Genomic DNA, 26540 nt, shown 5'->3' with positions numbered 1-26540 from the left:
TCCCCAAAAAATTGATTCAATTACGCAGCAACGAGCGCATTAGTCACGCATTTTACGTTTATGCCTACGGTATAAAAGCATGGCGATGACTAAGAGCACCAAGCCGATAATGACATGACTGACCTGACTGAAAATTTGCTGCATCAATTGTTGGTTTTCACCAAAATAATAACCCAGGCAGGCTAAAAAAGTGGTCCAGATGATTGTGCCTAAACCACTATAAAACATAAATTTCCAAAATGGCATGTGACTCATGCCTGCAGGAATACTAATCAGAGAACGAATGGCGGGAATCATGCGCCCAAAAAATACAATCCGATGTCCATATTGTTCAAACCAATGTAGGGAGTTTCGGACATCTTGTTCTTTAATCCATAGATATTTACCGTAGCGATTCACCCAGTGGTAAATACTTTCGTGTTTACAGCGATAACCCACCCAATACAACACTGCCGCCGCGACCAATGAGCCGATACAGCCCGCAATAATGACACCCAATAGCAATAATTGCCCTTGCGATGCAGAGTAGCCTGCAGAGGGCATAATAATTTCAGAGGGAACAGGTGGAAAGACATTATCCAGAAACATCAACAGGGCAATACCTAGGTAGCCCAGTTGTTCCATAATGGAAATAATCCATTCAGTTAAGTTCATGCAAGTCGTGCTTTAGAAAAGTGCTTCTATCCTAAGCAGTATTGGTCAAACAGTAAAGTCTTGCGCAATCTGGACTTAATCAAGCTCTGCATGGGTCAGGGTATAGATATATACACGTCTTAAGCTATACGCCACGAGGATAGGGATGGCACAGAGCAGGGCGTAATTCAAGAAATGCGCTTGCAGATGGTAGCCTACAAATGCCGCAATAATACCGCCTAAAATTGCACCTAAAGCTACAATAAAAGTATGTGATTTATGTTCCAAACAATCTTGCATTGTTGCACTATGCGCAGCAGTCACCGCTTTTACAGGCGTAAAACGTAGTGTGTGCATTGAATTTGAAATTGTTGTTTTAGGCATAGCGTCACTCCTGATTGCGGCATATAAATTTAGGAATACATAACGATCCTTGAATTTTGGGTCACGGAATATGTTGAGTTTGTGCTGAACATCCGCACGAATAGAGCCACAAATTTTGTGGCTTATTTTGATTGAATGCTATCACCTAATCAGGGGATATTGCGCAATGCTTGGTAAACATGCGTTGTAATTTTATGTTCTATGTAATCTTGCGTGAAGCGTATAGATGGACATAAAAAAATCCCCATACAGGATGAGGACTTTTCATGATCGATGGTCGATACAACATTAACATGGCTTTAATTAGCCTTATTGATGTGTATGAGCCTGTATTGATTACAGACGTTTACGTTTAGCTGCGGCAATTTGTGATTGGCGCATACGGAAACCTTCTTTTTGTTTCTCGCTGGTTTTATCAATACAGTACACGCAAGATACGCCGTGTTCATAGCTTGGTAATTCAACTTCTTTAGGCAGTAATGGCCAACCGCAAGCATGACATTTGGTGTTTTGACCTTCTTGCATGCCATGTGTTACCGCTGTACGACCATCAAATACGAAACATTCGCCTTCCCATAAGCTTTCATCGGCTGGTGTTTCTTCTAAGTATTTGAGTACGCCACCTTTTAAGTGATAGACCTCGGTAAAACCTTCTTGTAACAATAAAGAGGTCGATTTTTCACAACGAATCCCGCCTGTGCAGAACATCGCAATTTTTTTGTCTTTATGCTGTTCTAGGTTTTTTTTCACATATTCTGGAAATTCACGGAACGTTTCAGTTTTTGGGTCAATTGCGCCCTTAAACGTTCCTGCTTTGTATTCATAGTCATTACGGGTATCAATCAGAATAACATCGTCACGGGCAATCAGTTCATTCCATTCTTTCGGGTCTAGGTAGTGACCGACTAAATCACGTGGTTTTACTTCTACACCCAAAGTCACAATTTCTTTTTTGAGCTTGATTTTCATTTTACGGAATGGCTTTTCAGAGCTATGTGACTCTTTGTATTCCATTGATGTAAAACCTTCATCCCACAGAAATTGATGAACTTGATCAATGGCGGCACGATCMCCCGCCACAGTTCCATTAATGCCTTCACCTGCCACAATAAGAGTACCGCAAAGGTTGATTGAATTTACCAAATCTAATAAGCGTTGTTGAAGATCGGCAGGATCTGAAACTTCTTTGAATTGATAAAGTGCGGCAACAACCCAAGTCGTGGTCGCTGGCTGTTCTACAGGTGCAAGCTGTTCTACAGTAGCGTTCATGGAGTACTCCAATAGATGAAAGACAAAAATTTAAGGCGCATATTCTAACCTGCTTTGTGTGAATATGCGAGAAAACCGAGCGCGGTACATGGTTTGTAAAGCACGACACAACATTTTAAAAATGGAGCAGATCGGAGTATGATGCCACTCGTTTCAAAGAAGAATGTTGTGTTCATATTGGTGCGCCAACAGGTGTTGTTAAATATTGGAGTGTTGAGTTGAGTAAGGATCGTCAAATTGCCACTTTAACCCCGTGTGCAGGTCGTTGTTCTACGGTGTTTGGTGATGCTGTCTGTCGAGGTTGCCGTCGCTTTAACCATGAAGTGATTCAATGKAACAGTTATACGCCTGAACAACATACTGCCGTTTGGCGTCGCTTAGATGCACAGCTTGATCAGATTTTAGTGCCTATGTTGCCTTTTGCCGACCTGTGTCATGTCGAAGAGTTTATCCGCTCTAAGCGTGTGCGTTTACGTGATGATGCTTCAAAAGGGCGTAAGCTGTACCATGCATTGAAAATTTGTGAAAAAAATCGACATTTTACCGATGAAAGCGGCTTGGGGATTCACTACAAAGAAGTGCGACCTTTGTGGCAGGAGTTTGAACGTCGTGTGTTGGCGCTTGCAACCGCAAGTTATGATTTTGCATTCTTACGTGCCGATGGCATCAGTCATAGCTTATTGCATAGCTTGCAGGATGACTAATTTGTAAGTCTTGCTATGAGGTCTGCAAAGAGTAGACAGACTTTTATTGAGTCATAAAAAAACTCGCAAAATTTGCGAGTCTTTTATTTTGTACATGAATGGCTTAAGCCACTTGTACAGGAATACAGTTTGCAGTGTGGCTCACGGTATTGTCTGGGTTTGCATAGACCAAACGTGGTTCGTGTGCATTGGCTTCTGCTTCAGTGAAGTCACCAAAGGTTGCGATAATAACAATATCGCCTACATCGGCTTGGTGTGCAGCACCACCATTGACTGAAATGATACCTGAGTTGTCTTCACCACGAATTGCATAAGTTGTGAAGCGCTTACCATTGGTCACGTTCCATACGTGGATTTCTTCATATTCACGAATGCCAGCTAAATCCATGAGTGTTCCGTCAATTGCACATGAACCTTCGTAGTGAAGTTCTGCATGCGTTACAAAAGCACGGTGGATTTTGCATTTTAATAAACGAGATAGCATGGTGAGCGTCTCCTTAGTGGACCTAAGATTTTATCTTATGGTTGAATTCAAACACTGCTTGATGGATGTCAGTTCCGAGCAGAAAGCGCATTTTGCTCTGAAAATTGCGACATGGCAAGTGTGATTGTTCAACAATTGTGGATTCATCAGTTCGGTTTATAGGCATTGATTTGATTCATGGCTTGTTGTACTTCGCCATTGACCAGTAACTTGATACGACCTAATGCATGTGCAAGTGCATCATCCATTAAAGTTTGCTCGCTACTTGGTGCTTTGCTCAGTACATGACCAGACACGCGTTCTTTTGAACCCGGATGCCCAATACCAATCCGCAAACGATGGAAGTTTGGACCTGTGTGCGGCACGATGTCACGTAAACCATTATGTCCACCATGACCACCACCCGTTTTTAGGCGAATGATCCCTGGGTTCATATCTAGTTCATCATGAGCAATCAGCATTGCTTCAGGTGCAATTTGATAGAATTTGGCGAAGGGAGCAACACTTTGACCAGAACGGTTCATAAAGGTTGTGGGTAATAACAGACGAACGTCTTGACCTTCGATATTACCACGTCCGCTGATCCCATGAAATTTAGGATCGACTTTTAATGCGATGCCATATTGATCTGCAAGGCGTTCTACAAACCAGAAGCCTGCATTATGGCGGGTTTGGGCATACTCTTTACCAGGGTTGCCCAAACCAACAATCAGTGAAATATTAGCCACTAATTACACCATAAACACTTATGCGCGTTTGAAGTCAGCGTGCATAGGTGTGTTTTTAGCAGGGTGACGTTGTAACGCTTGAATTTTCACGTTTTCAACTTTGTCACCGACTTTGATTTCTACAACTTCTTCAAAGAAAGCATTGCTTTCTAAAACTTTTACAAGCTCACGAAGTTCTAAAGTGATTGATACTGGTTCAGCGTCGCCACCATAAATGATAGCTGGAACTAATGCAGCGTGACGAAGGCGGCGGCTCGCACCTTTCCCTTGGTTAGCTGCTTCTCGCGCTTGAGCGTTTAATACGAAGTTTGCCATGATAGACATCCTTATTTTGAGTTTAAATAAACTAGATCTGCGACCAATCTAGTGATAGAAAACCCTGCCAAAGTGGCAGGGCTTTGAAAATTCAGCGCATTATTATAGATAAGAATCGAACATTGCGCTAATAGATTCTTCGTTGTTAATGCGACGAATTGTTTCTGCAACCATGCTTGCTACAGATACTTGGCGAATTTTACCAAGTGCTTGTGCTTCTTCTGAAAGAGGAATGGTGTCGGTAACAACCAGTTCATCAATCACAGAATTTTTCAGGTTTTCAATCGCTTTGCCTGAAAGTACAGGGTGGGTCGCATAAGCAACTACGCGGCGAGCACCAAAAGTTTTGAGCGCATCGGCAGCTTTGCATAATGTACCTGCAGTATCTACCATGTCATCTACAATGACACAGTCACGATCTTTTACATCACCAATCAAATGCATCACTTGTGATTCATTCGCTTTTTGACGACGTTTATCGATAATTGCAAGATCGATATCACCCATTTGTTTTGCAACAGCGCGTGCACGAACCACACCACCAACGTCTGGTGAAACTACCATGAGGTTGTCGTGTGACTGTTGACGCAGGTCAGCCAATAGCGCAGGCGTACCATAAATGTTGTCTACAGGGATGTCGAAGAAACCTTGAATTTGGTCTGCGTGCAAGTCAATCATCACCACACGGTCAATACCTACAGTGGTGAGCATATCTGCAACCACTTTAGCGGTAATTGGAACACGCGTAGAACGAGGACGACGGTCTTGGCGGGCATAACCGAAGTAAGGAATCACGGCGGTAATACGACCTGCACTTGCACGACGCAACGCGTCAGCCATCACCAAGATTTCCATGAGGTTGTCATTGGTTGGCGCACAAGTAGGTTGTACGATAAATACGTCTTTACCACGGACATTCTCGGTAATCTCTACAGCAATCTCACCATCAGAGAAGGTAGAAACTGATGCAGCACCTAAAGGAATGTGCAAGTGGCTTACGACTTTTTGAGCGAATTGTGGATGCGCGGTTCCACTAAAAACGACAAGATTGGGCATGAAGCACCCTTGGCGGTTGGTGTATGTAGGAATAGATGGCAGGGGTAGCTGGATTCGAACCAACGGATGCCGATATCAAAAACCGGTGCCTTACCACTTGGCGATACCCCTAATGCGGCAGAACTTTAATATTTTTACGGCACTCTGTCAAGGTGAGTTAACAGGATAACGCGAATAAAGGGTGTTCTGTCTAATGCGAGAAAATGGCAGGGGTAGCTGGATTCGAACCAACGGATGCCGATATCAAAAACCGGTGCCTTACCACTTGGCGATACCCCTAGATTTGATCACTGTAAGATGGCAGGGGTAGCTGGATTCGAACCAACGGATGCCGATATCAAAAACCGGTGCCTTACCACTTGGCGATACCCCTAATACAGTAATCTACAGGTGAATGAGATGGCAGGGGTAGCTGGATTCGAACCAACGGATGCCGATATCAAAAACCGGTGCCTTACCACTTGGCGATACCCCTATTGTACTGTGAAATGTCGTAATGGAGATTCATTTAAGCTATACACTAAGTACGCAGTACATGGTGAGTTCGCCAAAATGTGGTCTACATTCATTTCTGTAGTCACTTCAGTAAAGACACAAGCACCTGTACCTGTAAGCTTTGCTTGACCAAACTGGTCTAAATAACGCATTGCTTCATCTACTTCGGAGTATAAATTTCGCGCCACAGGCTCAAAATTATTTCCAAAGTCAGATGGCTTTATCTGATAGCCGCAGAATTTAGTGGGCTTCGTGTTTCTTGTCAATGTTTTTTGTGAAAAAAGTAGTTGAGTGCTGATAAAACAGTCAGGTTTTAACACAATATATTGTTTTGGGGCTAAGTCTATGAATGTTAACTGTTCACCAATGCCTTCTGCCCATGCATTGCGACCATACACAAAGATCGGTACATCTGCTCCGAGCTGTAAACCCAGTTCTGCCAGTTTTTGAGTATCGAGGCCACATTGCCAAAGTTGATTGACCACAATTAAAGTGGTTGCGGCATTGGATGAACCGCCGCCAAGCCCTGCACCCATAGGGATGTGCTTCTCAATTGCTATATTTAAACCTGTGGTTTGTTTCGCGTAAGGCATTAAAATTTGCGTGGCTTTGTAAATCAGATTTTGTTCTAAATCGACGCTGTTTAAACCCTGAATGTGAATGCTTTGAGTATCATTGATTTCAAATTCTAGCCAGTCATATAAATCAATCAGTTGAAAAATAGTCTGCAATTCATGGTAGCCGTTGTCACGACGCCCAGTAATGTGCAAAAACAGATTTAATTTGGCAGGTGAGGGTACACGAATCATGACTAAACTTGGCAAGTGATTAACGATTTTGGATGAGCATTGTAATACGGTTTTCTTGCCCTGATTCAAGTCCCTGTTTCAAAATCAGGCGGTTTGGCAAACTGGCACTGTCGTTATAGCTCAAATCGACTGTCCAACCATCTTCAATAAATTGAGTTGGGCGCTGTTGGGGATCTTTTTGAATTTGGGCATTGACCGTTGCAGGTCGGGCTTGTACCCAATCGACCAAGTGGGTGATAGGCGCTTGCCAGCCCGTGGCTTGTTCTAACAGTTCTTCAGGACTTTCTGCATAAATTAACCCTGTTTTGGCACTATTGAGGGTGACTTGTCCAGGTTTTCCGTTAATTTGTGTTTTCCCAACGCCTAAAATGCCGCTCAGTTCAATGTCAAACTGCTGTTGCTGCTGTACCCAAGTAAAAAAGGCACTGCCAGATTGCTGTGGAGTGCGCACGCCAATTTTGCCTTGCAAGTTAAATTGATTTTCAGCTTCAACTTGCTGTGAAACATTGGCTGGTTTTTGTACGAAAGGCTGACAACCTGTCAGCACAAGGCTACTGGTGGCAAAAAGGGTTAATCCTAATTTTGAAAATAAACGCATGAATCATTTAACTCTTTTTAACTGGCTGCGGTAACAATAGCGAATTTAATTGTTGCAATTGCGGATCATTCGGATGATTTTGTTGTAATTGTTGTAACACTTGGCTGAATTTTTGAATATTACCTTGCATATACAACGATTTTGCATAACGTGAGCCAATCGCGGCACTATGACTCAGTGCGTAGGCTTTTTCCAACGCTTGAGCCGAAGCGGTATAGTCATTTTGTAAATAGCTGACATAACCTAAGGTATCTAAAATAGAGGCCTGTTCAGGAGCAAACTCAAGTGCTTGCTCAACATAGCGACGCGCTTCGTCTAAACGGCGATTTTGAAGCGCAAGGGTATAGGCGTACGCATTTAAATAGGTTGGGCTGTTCGGCTCAATTTCCAGTAACTTGGTGAGCAGTTGATCCAGTTTGTCTTTTTCCTGATGTGCATCGAGTAGTAAGACTTCTGAATAGATCAGATCAGGATCATCGGGTAGGTTTTTGATGGCTTCATCCAGCAAACGCAGAGCCGCTTTTTTATTGTCCATACGTTTTAAAATATCGGCCTGTGCCTGATATAAAAAACTGGCATGCTGTGGATAATTGACCCGTTCCTGCGTTAAAAAGCGCAGTGCATCGTTTAGTTTATCTTGCTGGGCAAAAATACTGATCATGTTGCGACGTGAAACGGTATAGAGGCTACCATCGACCAAACGATAATAGGCTTTGGCTGTTTCAAAATGCTGTTTACGTTCGGCATTGACCGCCAAATAGAAATAGGCTTCGTTTTGATATTGTGCCGAATAGCGCAGCTCTACCAAATACTTTTCAGCTTTTTCGTATTGTTGTAAGTCAATACTGGTCAAACCTGCAATAAATAAGGCTTCATCTTCCGTAGGCCATTTTTTTAAAATGGCTTCCAGCTTTGTTAGCGCCAAAGTTGCTTCATTTTTTTTGACCAGATATTTGGCTTCGGCTAAACGGACTTCAAAATTATTTTTGTGTTTACGGCTAGATTTGGCATACCAAGCTGCTGTTTCTTCTTCATTGCCGAGCGCGCTCAATAAATTGGCTTTCATTAAAATATAGCCAGTGACTTTCGGGCGTTTACGCAACGCTTGGTTAATGGTATCGAGGGCAGCTTGATATTGTCCATTTTGCGCTTTTAAACCTGCAATTAATACCAAAATCGATGGATTGAATTTGGCTTTGCTGGTGCGCAGAGCTTGAATCAAAAACTCACGGTCTTCCACAGATTCAGGAGAAATGCCTGCCAAAATTTGTTCTAAGTCAGCCGTTGCATCAATATTTAGAATTTTGTCTAAGGTTTCTGCGGCTAAGTCGTACTCATGTGCTTTTAGCGCAATGTGCGCCAAATAAAACAGCGCAGGCACATCGGATGGTTCTTGTACTACCCAATGTGTTGCAATGTCTAGTGCGGCGCTTAGGTCGTTTTGTTCAATCGCAACATTTAGGGCGCGTTGCTTAATAGAGGTCGAGTTATTCTTAATTGCCAAGACAGTATAGTTGTGTAATGCCGTTGGAATATCACCATAAGCCAAGGCAAACTCTGCGACCATGGTTTGTTTTACCGCATTATAATTTGAATTTGCATGATAAATTTCTTCAGATGCTCTAAGATGAGCAACTGAAGCCATGCTACCGACCAGTAAGAATGTGGTAGAATATTGCTTAATTGTAGCGCCGTATGGTCGGCTATTTGTTTGACGCAATTTTTTCTTTATCCAAGTAATGCTTTTTATGACACCGTTATTGCACAATAGCATAAATTTAGCGAAATGATGATCTGATATGTCTTTCTTTGCATTGGGTGTCAACCATCAAACCGCCTCTGTAGAGTTGCGTGAGCAAATTGCATTTAACCCAGAAAAATTAAGTGCCTTACTTGCTGAGCAAAGCCAACATCCCGAACTGAATGATTTGGTGGTGGTGTCTACCTGCAACCGTACCGAAGTCTACGCCATGTCTGAACATCCAGAACAGGTGTTGGATTGGCTTGCACAAGTGAATGGTATCGATGCACAGCAATTGAGTCGTCATGTTTATCGTTATGAGAATGCACAGGCGGTGTCGCATTTAATGCGTGTAGCCAGTGGGCTAGATTCTCTCATGTTGGGTGAGCCGCAAATTTTAGGTCAGGTCAAAACTGCCCTGTCTTTAGCTAAAGACGCGCATACGGTTTCGCAACAACTCAACCGAATTTTTGAATATGCTTTTTATGCTGCCAAACGGGTACGTTCAGAAACTGCCGTAGGTAGCCATGCTGTGTCGATGGGTTATGCGGTTGCGCAACTGGCGTTACAAGTTTTTAGTCACCCTGCAAAACTGACGGTGATGGTGGTGGCTGCAGGCGAAATGAATAGCCTTGTGGCAAAGCATTTAGCAGAAATGGGCGTCGCTAAAATATTAATTTGTAACCGTACCCGTGCCCGTGCCGAAACATTGGCGCAGGAAATTGCGCATCAGGTAGAAGTTGAAATTATTGAGTTTGATCAGCTTGCGGCTAATTTACATCGTGCCGATGTGATTTCAAGCTGTTCGGGAAGCTTGCATCAGGTGATTGCTTATCATGAGGTGAAAGCAGCTTTAAAAAAGCGCCGATATCAGCAAATGTTGTTAGTCGATTTGGCCGTACCACGTGATATAGATCCTAAAATAGAAAACTTGGATGGCGTGTATTTGTACGGGGTCGATGACTTGCAAAGCGTGATCGATGAAAACTTGGCACAGCGTCGTCAAGCTGCTGTGGAAGCAGAAGTCATGGTTAATCAGCTTGTGACTGAGTTGGTAACCCATCAAAAAGTTCAGCAAGCGGGTGCAACCATTCATGCTTACCGTGAACATGGCGAAAGCTTACGTCAGGAAGAATTAAACTTGGCGATGGCGCGTATTGCCAAAGGTGAAGATGCTGCACGGGTTATGCAAGAATTTTCTTATCGTTTAACTCAAAAATTACTCCATCCAACTTCTATTTTATTACGTGAAGCAGCCAAAGGCGATGAGCCTGAATGTTTTGAGTTTATGCAGGAAAATTTGGCAGCGACAATCAAAAGTCGTCGTAAATAAGCTGGATCATCGTGATTCACAAAAAATGATTGAGTTTGGTCGATATAAAACTCACTCTATAAGACCAGATTGTTTATTCCTCTAGCAAAGTTAGCGATCTTTTTTTATCAATTTCATAAATTTGATGTTTCAAACGCTTCATTTCTTCAATGCTGCTGAATTTTTTAGAGCGAATTTTTTGCTGTAAACAGTCGTATTGCAATTTAGTTGAAAAATCTTGAGCCAATTTATCAACATGCTCGGGAGAGGTTGTGTAATCACTGACATTGGCTTGTTGTAAAATACGCTGTAATTCATAGTGATACGCCGAACATGCACCCAAAATATAATATTTGGCTTGTTCAGGATCATCGGGTAGATCATCAAAAATAGTATTTAAAATATTTAAGATTTGATGCAGCAGGTGATCACTTGGAATCAGTGCACGTAACGGTTCAAAGTGAATATACAAATACGGATGATTGATTAGAATCGCAATCACATATTCTTCAGCATCAACTTTGGTGCTAAAACTCAAAGATGCATCGTTATTGGTCTGTGCCTGCCATTTACGGTTAAAGCCTAACTTTTCACGAAAAAACTGTTGCAGCAAATAACGATAAGAACCCGTTTTGGGCAAAAGTTCGGTCAATTGCCGGAGTTCGCCCATGACCTGACTTTTGCCTTCAGGGGTACTGATATTATGGCCTTGGGTGAGATGTGCAAAAACAAAATCTGACAGTAAAGGCGCCTGATCTAATAAACGTCGGAAATTTTCGATGCCCTCACGACGAATAAGTGAGTCTGGGTCGTGCTCATTCGGTAAAACAAAGAATTTCAGTTCACGCCCATCATTTAACAAAGGCAGCGCAATTTCCAATGTGCGACGTGCGGCTTTTTGACCTGCGGCATCTCCATCAAAAGCGATGGTAATGCGGTTATTTTGACGKAACAGAATATTTAAATGATCGGTATTGCTTGCTGTACCAAGTGTTGCTACAGCACCATAAACGCCGTATTGCTGTAAGGCAATCACATCCATATAGCCTTCAACCATTAAATAGTCTTGGGCTTTCAGTTTGCGTCCTTCATATAAACCATAGAGCAATTGGTTTTTATGAAACACTTCCGAGTCGGGCGAGTTGATGTATTTGGGTTTGATTTCATCATTCAGTGCACGGCCACCAAAGCCGACCACACGACCTTTGCTGTCACGGATTGGGAAAATCACCCGATCACGCAGTAAATCGAAGTCACGTCCTTTGTCACTGGTACGAATCAAGCCTAGAAGTTTTAAACCTGCAATATCTTGCGGAAAGGCTTTTTCTAAATGCTGCCAATCTTCAGGTGCATAACCCAAACGCCAAAACTGCAAGGTTTGTGCGGTTAAACCACGTTTTTGAAAATACTGCTGCGCGGCAGGGCTGTGCGGCAATTGCTGCTCATAATATTGCGCTACATTTTCTAGCAAGTCGTATAAGTTGCCTTCCTGTGCAGGAGTTTCCTGCGTGCTGTCCCATTGCTCAAAGCTTGCAAACGGGTCGGCACTGTTTTGAAATTCCGAGTTCTGAAATTCCGAATTTGCGTATTCAGCACTTTGAAATTCGGCAAAAGGATCAAAGTCGATGCCTGTAGCAACCAAAGCCTGCTCGTTTGTTGCAGCTTGAGTCGCAGAAATTTCGTTTTGTTCTTTTGCTGTTGGCTTGGGTTGAGCTATCGGTGTTGGCTTTTTGGCTTCGCGTTTATAAGAAAGTTTTTTATTGTCGTGCTGATCTTTCGGGAGTTCGATGCCTGTTTGACTGGCCAAGTCTTTCATGACATCTATAAAATTACGGTTATCAATATCCATTAAAAAACGGATGGCGTTACCATTTGCTTGACAACCAAAGCAATGATAATACTGCTTGTCACGATAGACGTGAAAAGACGGGCTTTTTTCCTGATGGAACGGGCAGCAGCCCGAATAGGTACGACCAGTTTTTTTTAATTTCACGCGCTGACCAATCAGATCGACAATATCGGTGCGATCTAAAATTTGATCAATCGTGTGCTGTGGAATGGCCATACGGTTTTTTCTGTTATCTCTTGGTAGTGAAAGGTTCGCCGAACAGGTCGAATACATCAGACTGTGCTGATTGACTCATTGAGTATTCTCTTTTTATCTTTTTCTAGGGCAGGAAACAAGCCCATAAAAGACCAAAGGGCAAGTATCATAACTTGCCCTTTGCATTTTTCAAAACTGAAAAACAGTCGTAAAGGTTTTATTCAGCACTGTCGTTTTCAGATTTTGGACGATCGAGCAAACCAAAACTCAAACGGTTGGTGAGGCTGCGTGACGGCTCTGCTTGCGCTTTAGCATCTGACTGCTGTGCTTCGGTGCTGCTTTGCGCTTCACGTCCGAAAATACCCAAAGTTGCACGATTAAGCCAGCTGGCATCATGGCGCGCAGCACGTAAATTCACGCTACCATCCGCTTTGACCAAGTTTGGATAATTCAGCTTCAACACATCAATATATTGCTGAGCCGTGGCTTGATCGCCCAATTTACCATAACCGTAAGCCACCGTTGCCAATGCTTCAGGAATTTGCGGTGTTTGCGGATAGTGTTCAATCACCCACAATGAGCGCTCAACTGCAGCCACCCATGCTTTACGTTTAATGTTATAACGTGCTGCATTCATTTCGGCTTCAGCCAGTTCCTGACCAATAAACTGCATACGCTGTGCCGCATCTACCGCATAAGTGCTTGATGGATAGCGACGGATAAAATCGACAAAGTTTTGATAGGCCAATTTTAAATAGCTAACATCACGGTGCGATTGCTTGAGCGAGGTATAACGCAACAAGCCATCATAGTTTTGTTCCATATTCGCCACGCCACGTACATAGTAGGCATAATCGGCTTTAGGGTGCTGCGGGTTCATGCGGATAAAACGATCTGCAACAGCAATTGCACCTTCATAATCCTTTTGCTGGAATTTTGCATACAACAATTCAAGCTGCGCCTGCTGCGCATAATCACCCGTTGGGTAATAGGTTTCTAAAGCTTCGAGATGCTTAACGGCATCGGTGTATTGACCACGATCCAGTGCTTTTTCTGCTTTTTCAATATAAACCTGTTCGCTAGATTGCGGACCAGTATCGACCACTTCTTTTTTTGGATTGCTGCTACAGCCCACAATTGCAGACGCAACGCCGAGTGAAAAAGCAAGCATTGTTATTTTATAACGTGGTAGCGACATAAAAATTCCTCTGTTAATACGGGCAATGAGCTACAATTGCGCTATTAAACCACTTTTGTCTGAATGAGCAAATGAGTCAAGCACAATCTACCCATTCCAATTTACCTGAAACTGAGTTCAATTTACTTGAAGATGCTGAGGATGCAGATAACCATACTTCAGGCTCAACTGCAACACGTTTATCGTTGCAATTTCAATTGGATGACAGCCATTTAGGACTACGCATCGACCAAGTTGCAGCCATCATTTGGAGTGAATTTTCACGTGAAAAGCTAAAACAGTGGCTCAAAGACGGTCATTTGTTGGTAAATGGTAACACGGTCAAACCCAAATATAAGTGTGAAGGTGATGAGCTTCTCACCCTAGAAGTCGAGCTTGAAGCGCAAACCCGTAGCCTGCCTGAAGATATTCCATTGGATATTATTTATGAAGATGATGACATCATTGTGATTAATAAACCTGTGGGTATGGTGGTGCATCCGGGGGCAGGCAATAGCTCAGGGACTTTAGTGAATGCCTTGCTACATCATTATCCAAAATCGGCTGAGTTGACTCGTGCAGGTTTGGTGCATCGTATTGATAAAGATACGTCGGGTTTATTGGTGGTTGCCAAAAATCTGGAAGCACAGTTTGCCTTGACCAAGCAACTGTCAAAAAAGTCAGTCTATCGTTTATATGACTTGGTGGTGTACGGCAACATGATTGCGGGCGGTACAGTTGATGAGCCGATTAAACGCCATCCTGTAGATCGGGTGAAAATGGCGGTCTTGCCAGGCGGCAAAGATGCCGTCACACATTACAATGTTAAAGAACGCTTTCAGCACTTCACTCGTGTTCAGGCGCGTTTGGAAACTGGGCGAACACATCAAATTCGTGTGCATCTAAGTTATATTGGTTATGGTTTGGTCGGTGATTCTGTTTATACGCCACGTGTACGTGTGCCCGCAGGTGCATCTGCATTATTAAACGATACGTTGCGTAAATTTAAACGTCAGGCCTTACATGCCGTCAAACTTGGTTTGGTGCATCCACGAACTCAAGAAGAAATGATGTTTGAAGCGCCGTGGCCGGAAGACTTTAAACAATTGGTAGACGTGTTACGCAGTGAAAATGCTGCCTATTAATTGTTGTAAGGATAGCATCAACAAGATTAACTCAGATACAGCAACGCCAGAAAACGATTAAGGATAGATGTATGCAATTCGTTCAAGGATTACCTAAAGGTGTGTATGTCGGGCAAACCCGTATACAACATGCACAGGCTTTAGCAACAGACTGTGCCGATGTATCTGGTTTTAATCTGGCACTGCATGTGCAGGACGATGCGTGGCGTGTGCAGCAGCATCGTATGAGTTTGCTGGCAGAGTTTGCGGAATATGGGGTCGATAAGATGACGTGGATGACGCAAACACATAGTGTGTTGTGTCAGACCATTAATGAGCAAATCACTTGTGAAGCCTTAGAAGGTGATGGTTTGGTCACTCAGCGTAAAGCGCATGCTTTAATGATGATGACTGCAGACTGTTTACCAGTGGTTTTGGGTAATGCTGAAGGCACTGAAGTTGCGAATCTGCATGCGGGCTGGCGTGGCCTTGCCAACGGTATTATCGAAAACACCATTGCCGAAATGCAAAGCGTCCCAGCATGGGCGTGGTTGGGTGCAGCGATTAGTCAGCCGTGCTTTGAAGTTGGCGTAGAGGTGAAACAGGCGTTTTGCGATAAATATCCTGAATTAGACTCGGCCTTTATTGCTGGGCAGCAGCATGCTAAATATCTTGCCGACTTGTATGCAATTGCGCGTTTTATTTTGCAGCAGCATGGCGTTACAACGGTTTTGGGTGGTGATCAGTGCTCCTATCAACAAGCCGATGATTACTATTCTTACCGCCGTCAAGCACGTACAGGACGTATGGCAACATTCGTGTTTATGCAGGCTTAGTGTTAAACTTGACTTAATTATTTGGTTTTAAACATTCTCATGTCAGTGACTCATTCAACATCTTCTTGCGCTGCTATTCGTGTGGCGGTGGTTTATCACAGTCCTTATGGTCATACTGCAAAGGTGGCACAGCATATTGCACAAGGTGCTGCGCAAATGGATGCTCAGGTGACTTTGATGGATGTGGGTGAAATTGAATGGGACAGTCTAGACCAAGCCGATATTATCATTATGGGCTGTCCAACTTATATGGGTAGCATTACTTCGGCTTTAAAACAGTTTATGGAGCAATCGTCTAAGCGTTGGTTGGCTAGAACTTGGCAGGGCAAACTGGCGGCAGGTTTTACCAATGGCGGTGGTTTAAGCGGCGATAAACTGGCAGTGCTGCAACAAATTAACTTATTTGCGATGCAGCATGGCATGTTGTGGTCAGGTTTACCGTTTATGCCTACAGGGCGTAGTCCACATGATATTAACCGCATGTCGAGCTTTTTAGGTTTAATGACGCAGTCTGACAATGCCAGTGTTGAAGTTACGCCACCCGAAGGTGATTTGGAAACTGCAGTCAAATTTGGTAAATACTTGGTGGAATTAAAACTTAAAGCCTAAGAATTGTTCTACTTTTAACTTCCATAAAAATAAAAAAATGCTCGAAATCAACATCGAGCATTTTTTATGGGCGGAATGTGCAGAATTATTTGTGCATCAAACGTGCTTTATCACGCTGCCAATCACGGTCTTTTTCAGAAGCGCGTTTATCGTGCAATTGTTTACCTTTCACCAAAGCAATTTCAAGCTTCGCTAAAGGACCTTTCCAATAACAAGCTAAAGGTACACAAGAATAACCTTTTTGATTGACTGCACCCATCAACTTTTCAATTTCACGTCGTGACAGTAATAGTTTGCGGGTGCGGGTTGCTTCAGGCACTACATGTGTTGAAGCCGACAAAAGAGGTTGAATTTGTGCGCCAAATAAAAAAGCTTCATTATCACGAAACAGGATATAACTTTCAGTAATAGTCATACGTCCAGCGCGCAAAGATTTGACTTCCCAACCTTGCAAAGAAAGTCCTGCTTCAAATTTTTCTTCAATAAAATAATCGTGGCGTGCACGTTTATTCTGTGCAATTGTTCCGCCCGTATTTTTTTTAACTACAGTTAGCTTCGCCATAATCAATTACTTCCAAACTTATGACTATTGTGCCTCAAACCAAGGCTTGCTGACAAATCAAAATCATCACAACTGCTGGCGAAACTGCTCTGATATTTCATAATTTGGTAGACTTTGCTCACTAAATTTTTTTGAATTTGTTAAACTAACTTTGACAAAACCAACTAGAGCATAATGGATGTCTAAATCTCGCGTAATTTATCCGGGCACCTTTGACCCAATTACTAATGGTCATATTGACTTGGTGACACGTGCCGCAAAAATGTTTGAAGAGGTTGTGGTCGCAATTGCTATAGGACATCATAAAAATCCAATTTTTACTCTGGAAGAGCGTGTAGAATTGGCACAGGCATCTTTAAAGCATTTGCCTAATGTTGAATTTGTCGGCTTTGATGGTTTGTTGGTTAATTTTTTTCGTGAGCAAAATGCGACTGCAGTTTTGCGTGGTTTGCGCGCTGTTTCAGATTTTGAGTATGAATTTCAGTTGGCAAATATGAACCGTCAGCTAGATAGCAATTTTGAAGCTGTATTTTTAACCCCGTCAGAGCAATATTCGTTTATTTCATCCACGCTGGTGCGTGAAATTGCGCGTTTAAAAGGAGATGTGACCAAGTTTGTACCGCAAATCGTCGTCGAAGCCTTTGAACGCAAACATCAACAAGGTTGGTAGCGTGTCTTTATATATTACCGATGAATGCATTAACTGCGATGTCTGTGAACCTGTGTGCCCGAATGAGGCCATTTTCATGGGTGAGCTGATTTATGAAATCAATCCGGCGCTGTGTACCGAATGTGTCGGGCATCATGATAAACCGCAGTGCCAGTTATTCTGCCCGGTGGACTGTATTCCGCATGATCCTAACCATGTCGAAACACAGGAGCAATTGCTAGCAAAATATCAAAAACTGATTGATCAAAAAAGCACGAGCAATTAGTGCATTTATTTGTTAAAATGCGCCCTCGAAGTGAACCAGACGATCGCTGCTGTGGATGTCTCCGTGACTGAAGCAGGGGAGGAAAGTCCGGGCTTCAAAGGGCAGGGTGCCAGGTAACGCCTGGGCGGCGTGAGCCGACGGAAAGTGCAGCAGAGAGTAGACCGCCTTCGTGTCGTTTCTTTTTCGGAAGAAATTGAAGGTAAGGGTGAAAGGGTGCGGTAAGAGCGCACCGCATGGCTGGTAACAGTTCATGGCATGGTAAACCCCACCAGAAGCAAGACCAAATAGGAATCCTGAGGTACGGCCCGTACTGGATTCGGGTAGGTCGCTTGAGCGTATAAGTGATTGTACGCCTAGAGGAATGATCGTTCTCGACAGAACCCGGCTTATCGGTTCACTTCGCCAAATTTTAAGCAATTGAAATGTGATAAGGCTTGACGTTGCTTAGATTACAGCAGATAATGCGCGCACAGTTTTTGGCTATGTAGCTCAGTTGGTTAGAGCACCGCACTCATAATGCGGGGGTCACAGGTTCAAGTCCCGTCATAGCCACCATTTTCAGACCACGTTCACTAACGTGGTCTTTTTTTTGGTGACTTAATATAAATTTTGCTGAAAATATTTAACGATTTCCGTAAGAAAATACTAATTTGATTAAAATTAAACAAATCTACCTGTTTTTGCTTAAACTGTGAGCGTTTGTAAATTAAAATGCTTGACGATGCAGAGCTAAGTTTAGATAATGCGCACACAGTTTACGGCTATGTAGCTCAGTTGGTTAGAGCACCGCACTCATAATGCGGGGGTCACAGGTTCAAGTCCCGTCATAGCCACCATTTTAATAGACCAAGCTCACAGCTTGGTCTTTTTTTTGCCAAATTTTTAAGTTGCTTTTGGTGCAGCATTGGTTTTATAGCAGTTATAAAAAACCAAGCCACAGCTTGGTTTTTTATGAATCTAGTTAAGCTATGCTTTAAGCTTTAAATTCCTGCTTTCCAACCATTGACTAGCGGATAGCGACGTTCACGACCAAAAGCACGCGAGCTTATACGTGGACCTAATGCACCTTGACGACGTTTGTATTCATTCCGATCAACCAATTGAATGACTTTCTCAACCATTTCACGTTCAAAGCCTTTGCTAATGATGTCTTCTTGGCTTTGATCTTCTTCAATATACGCATACAAAATTGCATCGAGCACTTCGTATGGTGGTAAAGAATCCTGGTCTTTTTGGTCAGGACGCAATTCGGCTGAAGGTGGACGAGTAATGACACGTTCAGGAATTACAGGGATATCGGCAATGCTGTTACGGTATTTTGCCAATTCAAACACTATGGTTTTGTACACATCTTTCAATACAGCAAAACCACCGACCATATCGCCATAAAGCGTGCAGTAACCAACTGCTAGCTCAGATTTGTTACCTGTAGAAAGCACGAGGTTGCCAAACTTATTCGATAGTCCCATTAAAATCGTACCACGGGCACGGGCTTGTAGATTTTCTTCTGTAGTGTCGCTTGGGCTGTTGCCAAAGAAAGGATAAAGCGTTTGCATAAAGCTATTGACGATAGGGTGAATTTCGGCAATACCAAAAGTCACGCCTAAGGTTTTGGCTTGCTCTGCAGCATCTTCAACGCTAATTTGCGCGGTATAGGTGTACGGCATCATCACTGCTTGTACTTTGTCTGCACCAATTGCATCAACCGCTATAGCAAGGGTGAGCGCTGAATCAATTCCGCCTGACAAGCCTAGAATCACACCTGGAAAGCCAGAGCGTTGCACATAGTCTCGGGTTGCGAGTACCAAACCTTGATAGATTTCAGCAAGGGTGTCTAAAGCGGGGCTAATTTCGGCGCTTCTAAAGTGCTTCAGCGCAGCGTCATATTCAGCGTAGAACAAACCTTCTTGGTAGGTTGGGGCTTGTAGCGCAACATTGCCTGCTTGGTTAATCACAAAGCTCGTACCATCGAAGATTAAATCATCTTGACCGCCAACTTGGTTGACATAAACCACATTGAGATGTAATTGCTTCGCTAACTCGGTCATGGTCTGTACACGATGCTGCGGTTTACCCACTTCATACGGCGAAGCGTTTAAGACCAGTGCAGTTTCAACATTCAACTGTGCTAATTGTTGTACCGTTGGCAAAGACCATAAATCTTCACAAATCAAAACGCCAAACTTATGACCAAGATATTCAAATACCAAATGTTGATGACCTTCGTCAAAATAGCGTTTTTCATCGAAAACTGCGTAATTTGGTAAATTTTGTTTATTGTAAATGCCTAAGATGTTGCCATCTTTCATGACGGCTGCTGAGTTAAAGCGCTGACCATCTTCAGTTTCATTAACAAAGCCGAAAACTAAAACAATATCTTTAATTTCGCGTAATTGTTCAAATGCTTGTTGCGTGCGTTGATTCAAGCTTGGGCGAAGTAATAAATCTTCTGCAGGGTAGCCCAAAGTTGAAAGTTCAGGAAAAATAATCAAATCTGCATGTTGTTTTTTCGCTTCATTTGCTTGTTCAAGCATTTTTTGCGCGTTTGCTTCGAGATTGCCAATGTGTGGAGAGAACTGTGCAAGGGCAATTTTAAAAGATTTCATTTAAATTAAGTCCTATTCCTATAGGTGTAAAATACACGTAAGTGGCTGATGATTATTGTTATAAAAATTTCAGCGCAGTGTATTGTGGATTAAACGACTGCCGAAAGGCACAAATAAAAACCATTTATTATCTAACAGATAAAGATCTTATTTTGCAGTGCAAAAATGGAGACTTTTGCTATTTTATCTTAATTTAGAATAGATGCTAGCATCGAATACACTTTATTGTCTTGTCTATGAGAATATCATGGAAATGTGTCAGCATTTTTATGCTATTTGTTTGAAAAGCATTATATTTTTATGCTGCTTGTTGCTGGTATTTGTCGTGAAAAAAGTGTGTATCAAGATGAGCAGGCTAAATTAAGTGGTGCGGGCTGTTTAAAATGATATTGTCTATTTTTTTAAGAAAAATATCTTTGGCAATTTCACCTTGTTGCTCAATGTTGTACGCAGAAAAGGGTTTTGCTGCAATTAAACGATATTGATAGGGATTGTAGCGCTTAAAACTCAAAAAATACGCCGTTTGTAATACTGCGCCACGCAGTAAGACGTTAATATTTTGTTGATGCTGTAAAATATGCGTCATCTCATGAATAAAGATCGCCTGATAGCCACGCTGTGCTTGGCTGTAGTCGGCTAGATAATGCCGATTCCGCACATGAATGTAGCCACATGGCGCCATAAAAATATGCTGTGGCTGCCAAGGCAAATAAGGATGGTTCATGACTTTGACTTGGCTGTAGTCAATCAGATTGCCAAATACAGATTGGCACAACTGTCTTTCCATTGCAGTTAAGCTACGACATCTAAACTGATCGAGTTTCAGCAGTCGCATAAATAAGCTGAGAATGAATAAATGAAGTTGTAGCATAGAAATGAGTTGTAAGTGGCTGACATCATAAAATATAGCGTAATTTTGCAATGATCTAAATTTTATTTTGTGGCTTGCTGGTTGTTTGGAATAAGTTAAGCAGTAACGAGTTTATCAGCTAAACAAAAGTAATAAAAAACCACCCGAAGGTGGTTTTTTGTCGTGTCGTTTTACACGCTACAACGCAGACCGAATTAACGGTTGATGTCGCGTTGAACTTCGCCAGTGTAAAGCTGACGAGGACGACCGATCTTGTAAGGACCGCTGTGCATTTCTAACCAGTGGCTGATCCAACCAACTGTACGTGCAAGCGCGAAGATCACAGTAAACATTTCTGTTGGGATACCAATCGCTTTAAGGATGATACCTGAGTAGAAGTCTACGTTAGGGTAAAGGTTACGTTTGATGAAGTATTCATCAGAAAGCGCGATACGTTCAAGTTCCATAGCAAGAGCAAGCTGTGGATCGTTGATGCCAAGMGCACCAAGAACTTCGTCGCAAGTTTCTTTCATTACTTTCGCACGTGGATCGAAGTTTTTATATACACGGTGACCGAAGCCCATGAGTTTAACTTCTTTAGTTTTCACTTTTTCCATGAAGCCAGCAACGTTTTCTACAGTGCCGATTTCATCCAGCATCTTAAGAACAGCTTCGTTCGCACCGCCGTGAGCAGGACCCCAAAGTGCAGAGATACCAGCAGCGATACATGCATATGGGTTAGCGCCAGTAGAGCCAGCTAAACGTACTGTAGACGTAGAAGCATTTTGTTCGTGGTCAGCGTGAAGTGTAAAGATACGGTCCATTGCTTTCGCAAGGATTGGATCTACTTTGTAGTCACGGTCTGCTGGAGTTGCAAACATCATGTACAGGAAGTTTTCAGCGTAAGTCAAATCGTTACGTGGGTAAACGAAAGGTTGACCAACAGTGTATTTGTAGCTCCAAGCCGCTAAAGTAGGAATCTTCGCGATTAAACGAATCGCTGTGATTTCACGATGGTTAACATCTTCGATATCTAAGTTGTTGTGATAGAACGCAGATAACGCACCAACGACACCTACCATGATTGCCATAGGGTGAGCATCACGACGGAAACCGTTATAGAAACGTTTTACTTGGTCATGAACCATAGTGTGGTTGCGAACTTTAGCGTCAAAATCAGCTTTTTGTTCTGCGGTTGGAAGCTCGCCATTTAATAATAAGTAGCAAGTTTCTAAGTAGTCAGCTTTAGTCGCTAATTGGTCAATTGGGTAACCACGGTGTAAAAGAATACCTTTGTTACCATCAATGAACGTAATTTTAGACTCGCAAGACGCTGTTGCCATAAAACCAGGATCAAAAGTAAAGTGACCTGCCGCCAACACATCCTTAACGTCAATTACATCTGGGCCTAATGTGCCGCTGTAAATTGGTAATTCAATTTCTTTTCCATCAAGCTGTAATACGGCTTTTTTGCCAGTTGCTTCAGACATTCAATAGATCTCCTGTCCTGGTGAATGTTGATCTGACTCGAAGTATCAATCTTTTAATGCGCAAGTCAGACGGATTAAAAATTAGCTCTAAGATTAGAGAGTACTGAAATTTTGTCAATTATACTTATGGATTAAGCAGACGACTGTTTTAGAGACAGTCGAAAAAATTCCAGTAAAAAATCAATAAAATCACAGCACAGCCGCCGTATCATAAGTCAAAATTTGTCAGATGTGCATAAAAAAATCAACAATAAGGATTTATTGTAAGCAATTTTAAATGCGGGTTTTGATATGCTATTTCTTTGGCAGGATTCAGTTCATTACTTAAAATTATCTAATTCTCATAACTTACATGTTGTTATATACACGGTAGGATTGTCAGATTGGTTGGAATAGGCAGTGAGTCTGGTATTTAAATTCGATATTGATTGATCAAAAAATGACTGATTGAACTCCATAAAATAGTCATAACACATTATATTTTGAGTAGGAAATGATGAAATCTTTGTGAGTAAAGCGCGTTTTTTGTCTAAAAAGATATAAAAAATACTGGATAAGTTATTCATTCACATGGTGATTATTATTTAAAAATTTATTTAGCTAAGGTGTTTTGAGTAAAGATAAAATGAATAATAGATGGATGTCTGGGGCTAGATGAACGTATTTGTTGTCGTTGTAAATGGCAGCAAGAATAGGACTGTATACATATATACTGCTACTTAATATTATCTAAGTATTTATAGGATAGTAAAACCTCAAAGCATATTATAAAAACAAAGAGTAAATTTAACTTTAGTCTAAATATTTTAAAAGTGCTTAATGCTCTACATATAATTTGTACTTTAATAATTGACTTAAAAAACATGGGTTTATGTTTTTATATTGTTATAAGTTGCAGGTAGCTCTCCTATATAATTGTTAATGATTCTTATTTAAAGATTTTTTTAGCCAAAAAGCCGAGTTGAGTTGTTTGTATTTTGACAGTTGACGTTTTATAATTCAGTGTCGTTTTAAGGTTGGGCATGTATTTGCCTGACTATGCCAGCTTTCCTTCGAATTTATTCCAACAAACTCCGGATGGAGTTTTTACTTACAGGATGCCCGCTGTGAAAAGCAACAGACCTGTCAATTTGTCCATGGGTCAAGTTTTAGAAGTAAACTTAAAATCACCCGTGGCTATTGCATCAATTCTACACCGTCTTTCTGGTGTCATCGTATTTTTACTCGTACCGGTACTTTTATGGTTGTTAGACAAGTCTTTGTCTTCACCTGAAGGTTTTGCTCAAGTTCAAGAAATTTTTAACGGTTTCTTTGTGCGCTTTATCGTATGGGTATTTGTAGCCGGCTTAATCTATCACTTCATTGCTGGTGTTAAGCATTTACTTGCTGACCTTGGTTTTGCAGAAGAACTGCAAAGTGGTCGCATTGCAGCTACTATTTCATTGATCTTGTCTGCTATCGGTATCGTTGCAGCATTTGTATGGATTGTAATCTAATGAAAAGTGCTACAGGTTTAACGGGGTCAGGTTCTCGCGATTGGTTTATCCAACGTATTAGTGCTGTTGTTCTTGCTGTTTATACCGTTGTGGTATTTGGTTGGATTCTTCTTAACGGTGGATTCAACTTTGAACAGTGGTACGGCTTTATGATGACATTACCAATGAAGATTATGTCTTTATTGGCAGTCTTATCTCTTGTTGCACATGCTTGGATCGGTATGTGGCAAGTATTCACTGACTATGTGACTACTCGCCAAATGGGTCCTTCAGCTTCAGGTTTACGCCTAGTGCTGACTTCAGCAGTGATTATTGCTGTTTTTGCATACGCAATCTGGGCAATCCAGATTTTCTGGGCGAATTGATAGGAAAATATCATGGGCGCGATTAACCCTAAAGAAGATTATACAAATATTCCACACCAATTCTTTGACGCAGTCATCGTTGGTGGTGGTGGTTCAGGTATGCGTGCATCTTACCAACTTGCTCAAGCAGGTTTGAAAGTTGCGGTATTGACCAAAGTATTCCCTACACGTTCACACACTGTTGCAGCGCAGGGTGGTATTGGTGCATCTCTTGGTAACATGCAAGAAGATAACTGGCACTACCACTTTTACGACACGGTAAAAGGTTCTGACTGGTTGGGCGACCAAGACGCGATTGAATTCATGACGCGTGAAGCGCCGCAAGTGGTTTATGAATTAGAACACTTGGGTATGCCATTTGACCGTAACGCAGACGGTACAATTTACCAACGTCCATTCGGTGGTCACTCTGCAAACTACGGTGAAAAAGCAGTTCCACGTGCATGTGCTGCAGCTGACCGTACAGGTCACGCACTTCTTCACACGCTTTATCAAAGCAACGTGAAAATGGGCACTCAATTCTTCGTAGAATGGATCGCTCTTGATTTGATCCGTAACGAAGCTGGCGATGTACTAGGTGTGACTGCAATTGACCAAGAAACAGGTAAAATCGCAGTATTCCAAGCGAAAGCGACATTGTTTGCTACAGGTGGTGCAGGTCGTGTGTACCGTGCATCTACAAACGCATATATCAACACTGGTGACGGTCTTGGTATGGCTGCGCGTGCAGGTATTCCATTACAAGATATGGAATTCTGGCAGTTCCACCCAACAGGTGTTGCGGGCGCGGGCGTATTGTTAACGGAAGGCTGTCGTGGTGAGGGTGGTATCCTTCGTAACGATTCTGGCGAGCCGTTCATGGAGCGTTATGCACCAACTTTGAAAGACTTGGCGCCACGTGACTTCGTATCACGTTCTATGGACCAAGAAATTAAAGAAGGTCGTGGTTGTGGTCCAAACAAAGACTACATCTTGCTTGATATGACGCACTTAGGTGCAGACACAATCATGAAGCGTCTTCCATCTGTATTTGAGATAGGTAAGAAATTCGCGAACGTTGACTGTACTAAAGAGCCAATTCCTGTTGTGCCTACAATCCATTACCAAATGGGTGGTATTCCAACCAATATTCATGGTCAAGTGGTTGTTCCAGAAAGCCGTGAAACTCAAGAGCTGGTTGCGAACTACAATGCAGAAACTGATACATATACAACCAACGCGGGTGACCGTGACTTTGCTAAACCAGTAAAAGGTTTCTATGCAATTGGTGAGTGTTCATGTGTATCTGTACACGGTGCAAACCGTTTAGGTACAAACTCATTGCTTGACTTGGTTGTATTTGGTAAGGCTGCTGGTCAACACATCATTGAGTATGTGACTAAGCAACATGATGGTGAGTACGAACCACTTCCAACAACTGTACTTGAAAATACTGTGAACCGTATTCGTAAACTTGACGAATCGACTTCAGGTGAAAACGCTCAAGAAGTTGCTGATGCAATTCGTAACATCGTTCAAGACCACGCAGGTGTATTCCGTACTTCAGCATTGCTTGATGAAGGTGTGAAACAAATTCTTGCGCTTGAGCCACGTGTTCGCAACATTCATTTGAAAGACAAATCTAAAGTATTCAACACTGCACGTGTAGAAGCATTAGAAGTTGAAAACTTGTATGAAGTTGCTAAAGCGACACTGATCTCAGCTGCTGCACGTAAAGAATGTCGTGGTGCGCATACGGTTGTAGACTTTGAGTTACCACCAGATCACCCAACTTATTCTTATGGTCGTCGTGATGATGAGTGGATGAAGCATACTTTATGGTTCTCTACAGATAACCGTCTTGAGTACAAACCAGTACGTTACAAGCCGCTTACTGTAGCTGCTATTCCACCTAAACCGCGTACATTCTAATTGGGAG

At 42.3% G+C, this 26540-nt stretch carries 26 protein-coding genes, 6 tRNA genes and 1 other RNA gene; 13 read left to right on the top strand and 20 right to left on the bottom strand.

Going from position 1 to position 26540, the window contains the following annotated elements:
• Positions 1-39 precede the first annotated feature (39 nt).
• The 3 genes from BJN41_RS05715 to BJN41_RS05705 all read right to left on the bottom strand — a co-directional run bounded on the left by BJN41_RS05715 (position 40) and on the right by BJN41_RS05705 (position 2286).
• On the bottom strand, positions 40-654 hold the full coding sequence (locus BJN41_RS05715) for a DedA family protein (protein ID WP_019837067.1): 615 nt from the start codon (positions 652-654) through the stop codon (positions 40-42).
• A gap of 75 nt (positions 655-729) precedes the next feature.
• Positions 730-1017, bottom strand: coding sequence for a hypothetical protein (locus BJN41_RS05710; RefSeq protein WP_070153954.1), 288 nt, complete (start codon positions 1015-1017; stop codon positions 730-732).
• A 336-nt stretch (positions 1018-1353) separates the two neighbouring features.
• A complete protein-coding gene (locus BJN41_RS05705) occupies positions 1354-2286 on the bottom strand; it encodes a rhodanese-related sulfurtransferase (RefSeq protein WP_070153953.1) in 933 nt (310 codons plus the stop codon).
• Between the two features lie 218 nt (positions 2287-2504).
• Between BJN41_RS05705 and BJN41_RS05700 the strand changes: the two genes are divergently transcribed.
• The gene (locus BJN41_RS05700; protein ID WP_070153952.1) at positions 2505-2990 is read left to right on the top strand and encodes a DUF1289 domain-containing protein; all 486 of its coding nucleotides are present in this window, start codon (positions 2505-2507) and stop codon (positions 2988-2990) included.
• Positions 2991-3093: 103 nt separating this feature from the next.
• Here BJN41_RS05700 and panD read toward each other — a convergent pair whose 3' ends face one another.
• The 11 genes from panD to BJN41_RS05645 all read right to left on the bottom strand — a co-directional run bounded on the left by panD (position 3094) and on the right by BJN41_RS05645 (position 9195).
• Positions 3094-3474: an aspartate 1-decarboxylase gene (gene panD, locus BJN41_RS05695; RefSeq protein WP_070153951.1), complete on the bottom strand. Its 381-nt coding sequence runs from the start codon at positions 3472-3474 to the stop codon at positions 3094-3096.
• Positions 3475-3620: 146 nt separating this feature from the next.
• A complete protein-coding gene (gene pth, locus BJN41_RS05690) occupies positions 3621-4202 on the bottom strand; it encodes an aminoacyl-tRNA hydrolase (protein WP_070153950.1) in 582 nt (193 codons plus the stop codon).
• An 18-nt stretch (positions 4203-4220) separates the two neighbouring features.
• Positions 4221-4517, bottom strand: coding sequence for a 50S ribosomal protein L25 (rplY, locus tag BJN41_RS05685; RefSeq protein WP_070153949.1), 297 nt, complete (start codon positions 4515-4517; stop codon positions 4221-4223).
• Positions 4518-4619: 102 nt separating this feature from the next.
• Entirely contained in the window at positions 4620-5573 is a 954-nt protein-coding gene (locus BJN41_RS05680; protein WP_004972226.1) for a ribose-phosphate pyrophosphokinase, read from the bottom strand.
• Positions 5574-5609: 36 nt separating this feature from the next.
• Positions 5610-5684 (bottom strand) — tRNA-Gln (locus BJN41_RS05675).
• A gap of 93 nt (positions 5685-5777) precedes the next feature.
• Positions 5778-5852 (bottom strand) — tRNA-Gln (locus BJN41_RS05670).
• 19 nt (positions 5853-5871) lie between these two features.
• A tRNA-Gln gene (locus BJN41_RS05665) sits at positions 5872-5946 on the bottom strand.
• 27 nt (positions 5947-5973) lie between these two features.
• A tRNA-Gln gene (locus BJN41_RS05660) sits at positions 5974-6048 on the bottom strand.
• Positions 6047-6877, bottom strand: a complete 831-nt coding sequence (gene ispE, locus BJN41_RS05655) for a 4-(cytidine 5'-diphospho)-2-C-methyl-D-erythritol kinase (RefSeq protein WP_026438066.1) — start codon at positions 6875-6877, stop codon at positions 6047-6049. Before ispE ends, BJN41_RS05660 begins: the two co-directional genes overlap by 2 nt.
• 19 nt (positions 6878-6896) lie before the next feature.
• Positions 6897-7475, bottom strand: coding sequence for a lipoprotein insertase outer membrane protein LolB (gene lolB, locus BJN41_RS05650; protein ID WP_070153948.1), 579 nt, complete (start codon positions 7473-7475; stop codon positions 6897-6899).
• 7 nt (positions 7476-7482) lie between these two features.
• Positions 7483-9195, bottom strand: a complete 1713-nt coding sequence (locus tag BJN41_RS05645) for a tetratricopeptide repeat protein (protein WP_201787567.1) — start codon at positions 9193-9195, stop codon at positions 7483-7485.
• A 79-nt stretch (positions 9196-9274) separates the two neighbouring features.
• On the opposite strand from BJN41_RS05645, the gene hemA reads away from it, so the two are divergent.
• Entirely contained in the window at positions 9275-10549 is a 1275-nt protein-coding gene (hemA, locus tag BJN41_RS05640; RefSeq protein ID WP_019836799.1) for a glutamyl-tRNA reductase, read from the top strand.
• A 73-nt stretch (positions 10550-10622) separates the two neighbouring features.
• Here hemA and BJN41_RS05635 read toward each other — a convergent pair whose 3' ends face one another.
• Positions 10623-12593, bottom strand: a complete 1971-nt coding sequence (locus BJN41_RS05635; RefSeq protein WP_070153946.1) for a DNA primase — start codon at positions 12591-12593, stop codon at positions 10623-10625.
• Positions 12594-12789: 196 nt separating this feature from the next.
• The gene (locus tag BJN41_RS05630) at positions 12790-13770 is read right to left on the bottom strand and encodes an outer membrane protein assembly factor BamD (RefSeq protein WP_019836796.1); all 981 of its coding nucleotides are present in this window, start codon (positions 13768-13770) and stop codon (positions 12790-12792) included.
• A 71-nt stretch (positions 13771-13841) separates the two neighbouring features.
• On the opposite strand from BJN41_RS05630, the gene rluD reads away from it, so the two are divergent.
• The 3 genes from rluD to BJN41_RS05615 all read left to right on the top strand — a co-directional run bounded on the left by rluD (position 13842) and on the right by BJN41_RS05615 (position 16318).
• The gene (gene rluD / locus BJN41_RS05625) at positions 13842-14894 is read left to right on the top strand and encodes a 23S rRNA pseudouridine(1911/1915/1917) synthase RluD (RefSeq protein ID WP_070153945.1); all 1053 of its coding nucleotides are present in this window, start codon (positions 13842-13844) and stop codon (positions 14892-14894) included.
• A gap of 71 nt (positions 14895-14965) precedes the next feature.
• A complete protein-coding gene (pgeF, locus tag BJN41_RS05620; protein ID WP_070153944.1) occupies positions 14966-15709 on the top strand; it encodes a peptidoglycan editing factor PgeF in 744 nt (247 codons plus the stop codon).
• 39 nt (positions 15710-15748) lie between these two features.
• Positions 15749-16318 carry a flavodoxin family protein gene (locus BJN41_RS05615; protein ID WP_070153943.1) on the top strand — a complete coding sequence of 190 codons (570 nt, stop codon included), beginning with the start codon at positions 15749-15751 and terminating at the stop codon, positions 16316-16318.
• A gap of 85 nt (positions 16319-16403) precedes the next feature.
• On the opposite strand, the gene smpB is transcribed toward BJN41_RS05615, so the two are convergent.
• The gene (gene smpB / locus BJN41_RS05610; protein ID WP_004972209.1) at positions 16404-16880 is read right to left on the bottom strand and encodes an SsrA-binding protein SmpB; all 477 of its coding nucleotides are present in this window, start codon (positions 16878-16880) and stop codon (positions 16404-16406) included.
• A gap of 178 nt (positions 16881-17058) precedes the next feature.
• Between smpB and coaD the strand changes: the two genes are divergently transcribed.
• From coaD to BJN41_RS05585, 5 genes are all read left to right on the top strand, one after another.
• The gene (coaD, locus tag BJN41_RS05605) at positions 17059-17550 is read left to right on the top strand and encodes a pantetheine-phosphate adenylyltransferase (protein WP_019836792.1); all 492 of its coding nucleotides are present in this window, start codon (positions 17059-17061) and stop codon (positions 17548-17550) included.
• Between the two features lies 1 nt (position 17551).
• Positions 17552-17815 carry a YfhL family 4Fe-4S dicluster ferredoxin gene (locus BJN41_RS05600; RefSeq protein ID WP_026438063.1) on the top strand — a complete coding sequence of 88 codons (264 nt, stop codon included), beginning with the start codon at positions 17552-17554 and terminating at the stop codon, positions 17813-17815.
• A 27-nt stretch (positions 17816-17842) separates the two neighbouring features.
• Positions 17843-18220: RNase P RNA component class A (gene rnpB / locus BJN41_RS05595), an RNA gene on the top strand.
• A 73-nt stretch (positions 18221-18293) separates the two neighbouring features.
• Positions 18294-18370, top strand: a tRNA-Met gene (locus tag BJN41_RS05590).
• Between the two features lie 204 nt (positions 18371-18574).
• Positions 18575-18651 (top strand) — tRNA-Met (locus tag BJN41_RS05585).
• A 144-nt stretch (positions 18652-18795) separates the two neighbouring features.
• Here the strand turns inward: BJN41_RS05585 and BJN41_RS05580 are convergent.
• The 3 genes from BJN41_RS05580 to gltA form a co-directional block, all read right to left on the bottom strand.
• On the bottom strand, positions 18796-20421 hold the full coding sequence (locus tag BJN41_RS05580) for an NAD+ synthase (protein WP_070153942.1): 1626 nt from the start codon (positions 20419-20421) through the stop codon (positions 18796-18798).
• A gap of 355 nt (positions 20422-20776) precedes the next feature.
• Complete coding sequence (locus tag BJN41_RS05575) at positions 20777-21292, bottom strand: hypothetical protein (RefSeq protein WP_070153941.1); 516 nt, start codon at positions 21290-21292, stop codon at positions 20777-20779.
• A 194-nt stretch (positions 21293-21486) separates the two neighbouring features.
• Complete coding sequence (gene gltA / locus BJN41_RS05570) at positions 21487-22761, bottom strand: citrate synthase (RefSeq protein WP_019836788.1); 1275 nt, start codon at positions 22759-22761, stop codon at positions 21487-21489.
• A 1097-nt stretch (positions 22762-23858) separates the two neighbouring features.
• Between gltA and sdhC the strand changes: the two genes are divergently transcribed.
• Genes sdhC through BJN41_RS05555 form a run of 3 tightly spaced genes read left to right on the top strand, consistent with a single transcriptional unit; the run spans position 23859 to position 26533 of the window.
• Positions 23859-24257, top strand: a complete 399-nt coding sequence (gene sdhC / locus BJN41_RS05565; RefSeq protein WP_026438062.1) for a succinate dehydrogenase, cytochrome b556 subunit — start codon at positions 23859-23861, stop codon at positions 24255-24257.
• On the top strand, positions 24257-24622 hold the full coding sequence (gene sdhD, locus BJN41_RS05560) for a succinate dehydrogenase, hydrophobic membrane anchor protein (RefSeq protein ID WP_004972200.1): 366 nt from the start codon (positions 24257-24259) through the stop codon (positions 24620-24622). Before sdhC ends, sdhD begins: the two co-directional genes overlap by 1 nt.
• Before the next feature lie 12 nt (positions 24623-24634).
• A complete protein-coding gene (locus BJN41_RS05555; protein ID WP_004972199.1) occupies positions 24635-26533 on the top strand; it encodes an FAD-binding protein in 1899 nt (632 codons plus the stop codon).
• The last annotated feature ends 7 nt before the right edge of the window (positions 26534-26540 follow it).

It is taken from the genome of Acinetobacter towneri (genome assembly GCF_001758345.1).
Taxonomy (GTDB): Bacteria; Pseudomonadota; Gammaproteobacteria; order Pseudomonadales; family Moraxellaceae; genus Acinetobacter; species Acinetobacter towneri_A.
This window is presented reverse-complemented; position numbering and strand designations above follow the sequence as displayed.

Coding starts and splice junctions, on each gene's coding strand:
- BJN41_RS05575 (WP_070153941.1), bottom strand. CDS start 21,292: ATGCTACAACTTCATTTATTCATTCTCAGCTTATTTATGCGACTGCTG.
- sdhC (WP_026438062.1), top strand. CDS start 23,859: ATGCCCGCTGTGAAAAGCAACAGACCTGTCAATTTGTCCATGGGTCAA.
- BJN41_RS05615 (WP_070153943.1), top strand. CDS start 15,749: ATGTCAGTGACTCATTCAACATCTTCTTGCGCTGCTATTCGTGTGGCG.
- lolB (WP_070153948.1), bottom strand. CDS start 7,475: ATGCGTTTATTTTCAAAATTAGGATTAACCCTTTTTGCCACCAGTAGC.
- panD (WP_070153951.1), bottom strand. CDS start 3,474: ATGCTATCTCGTTTATTAAAATGCAAAATCCACCGTGCTTTTGTAACG.
- rplY (WP_070153949.1), bottom strand. CDS start 4,517: ATGGCAAACTTCGTATTAAACGCTCAAGCGCGAGAAGCAGCTAACCAA.
- pgeF (WP_070153944.1), top strand. CDS start 14,966: ATGCAATTCGTTCAAGGATTACCTAAAGGTGTGTATGTCGGGCAAACC.
- smpB (WP_004972209.1), bottom strand. CDS start 16,880: ATGGCGAAGCTAACTGTAGTTAAAAAAAATACGGGCGGAACAATTGCA.
- coaD (WP_019836792.1), top strand. CDS start 17,059: ATGTCTAAATCTCGCGTAATTTATCCGGGCACCTTTGACCCAATTACT.
- BJN41_RS05680 (WP_004972226.1), bottom strand. CDS start 5,573: ATGCCCAATCTTGTCGTTTTTAGTGGAACCGCGCATCCACAATTCGCT.
- BJN41_RS05580 (WP_070153942.1), bottom strand. CDS start 20,421: ATGAAATCTTTTAAAATTGCCCTTGCACAGTTCTCTCCACACATTGGC.
- ispE (WP_026438066.1), bottom strand. CDS start 6,877: ATGATTCGTGTACCCTCACCTGCCAAATTAAATCTGTTTTTGCACATT.
- BJN41_RS05715 (WP_019837067.1), bottom strand. CDS start 654: ATGAACTTAACTGAATGGATTATTTCCATTATGGAACAACTGGGCTAC.
- hemA (WP_019836799.1), top strand. CDS start 9,275: ATGTCTTTCTTTGCATTGGGTGTCAACCATCAAACCGCCTCTGTAGAG.
- sdhD (WP_004972200.1), top strand. CDS start 24,257: ATGAAAAGTGCTACAGGTTTAACGGGGTCAGGTTCTCGCGATTGGTTT.
- BJN41_RS05710 (WP_070153954.1), bottom strand. CDS start 1,017: ATGCCTAAAACAACAATTTCAAATTCAATGCACACACTACGTTTTACG.
- BJN41_RS05555 (WP_004972199.1), top strand. CDS start 24,635: ATGGGCGCGATTAACCCTAAAGAAGATTATACAAATATTCCACACCAA.
- rluD (WP_070153945.1), top strand. CDS start 13,842: ATGAGTCAAGCACAATCTACCCATTCCAATTTACCTGAAACTGAGTTC.
- BJN41_RS05630 (WP_019836796.1), bottom strand. CDS start 13,770: ATGTCGCTACCACGTTATAAAATAACAATGCTTGCTTTTTCACTCGGC.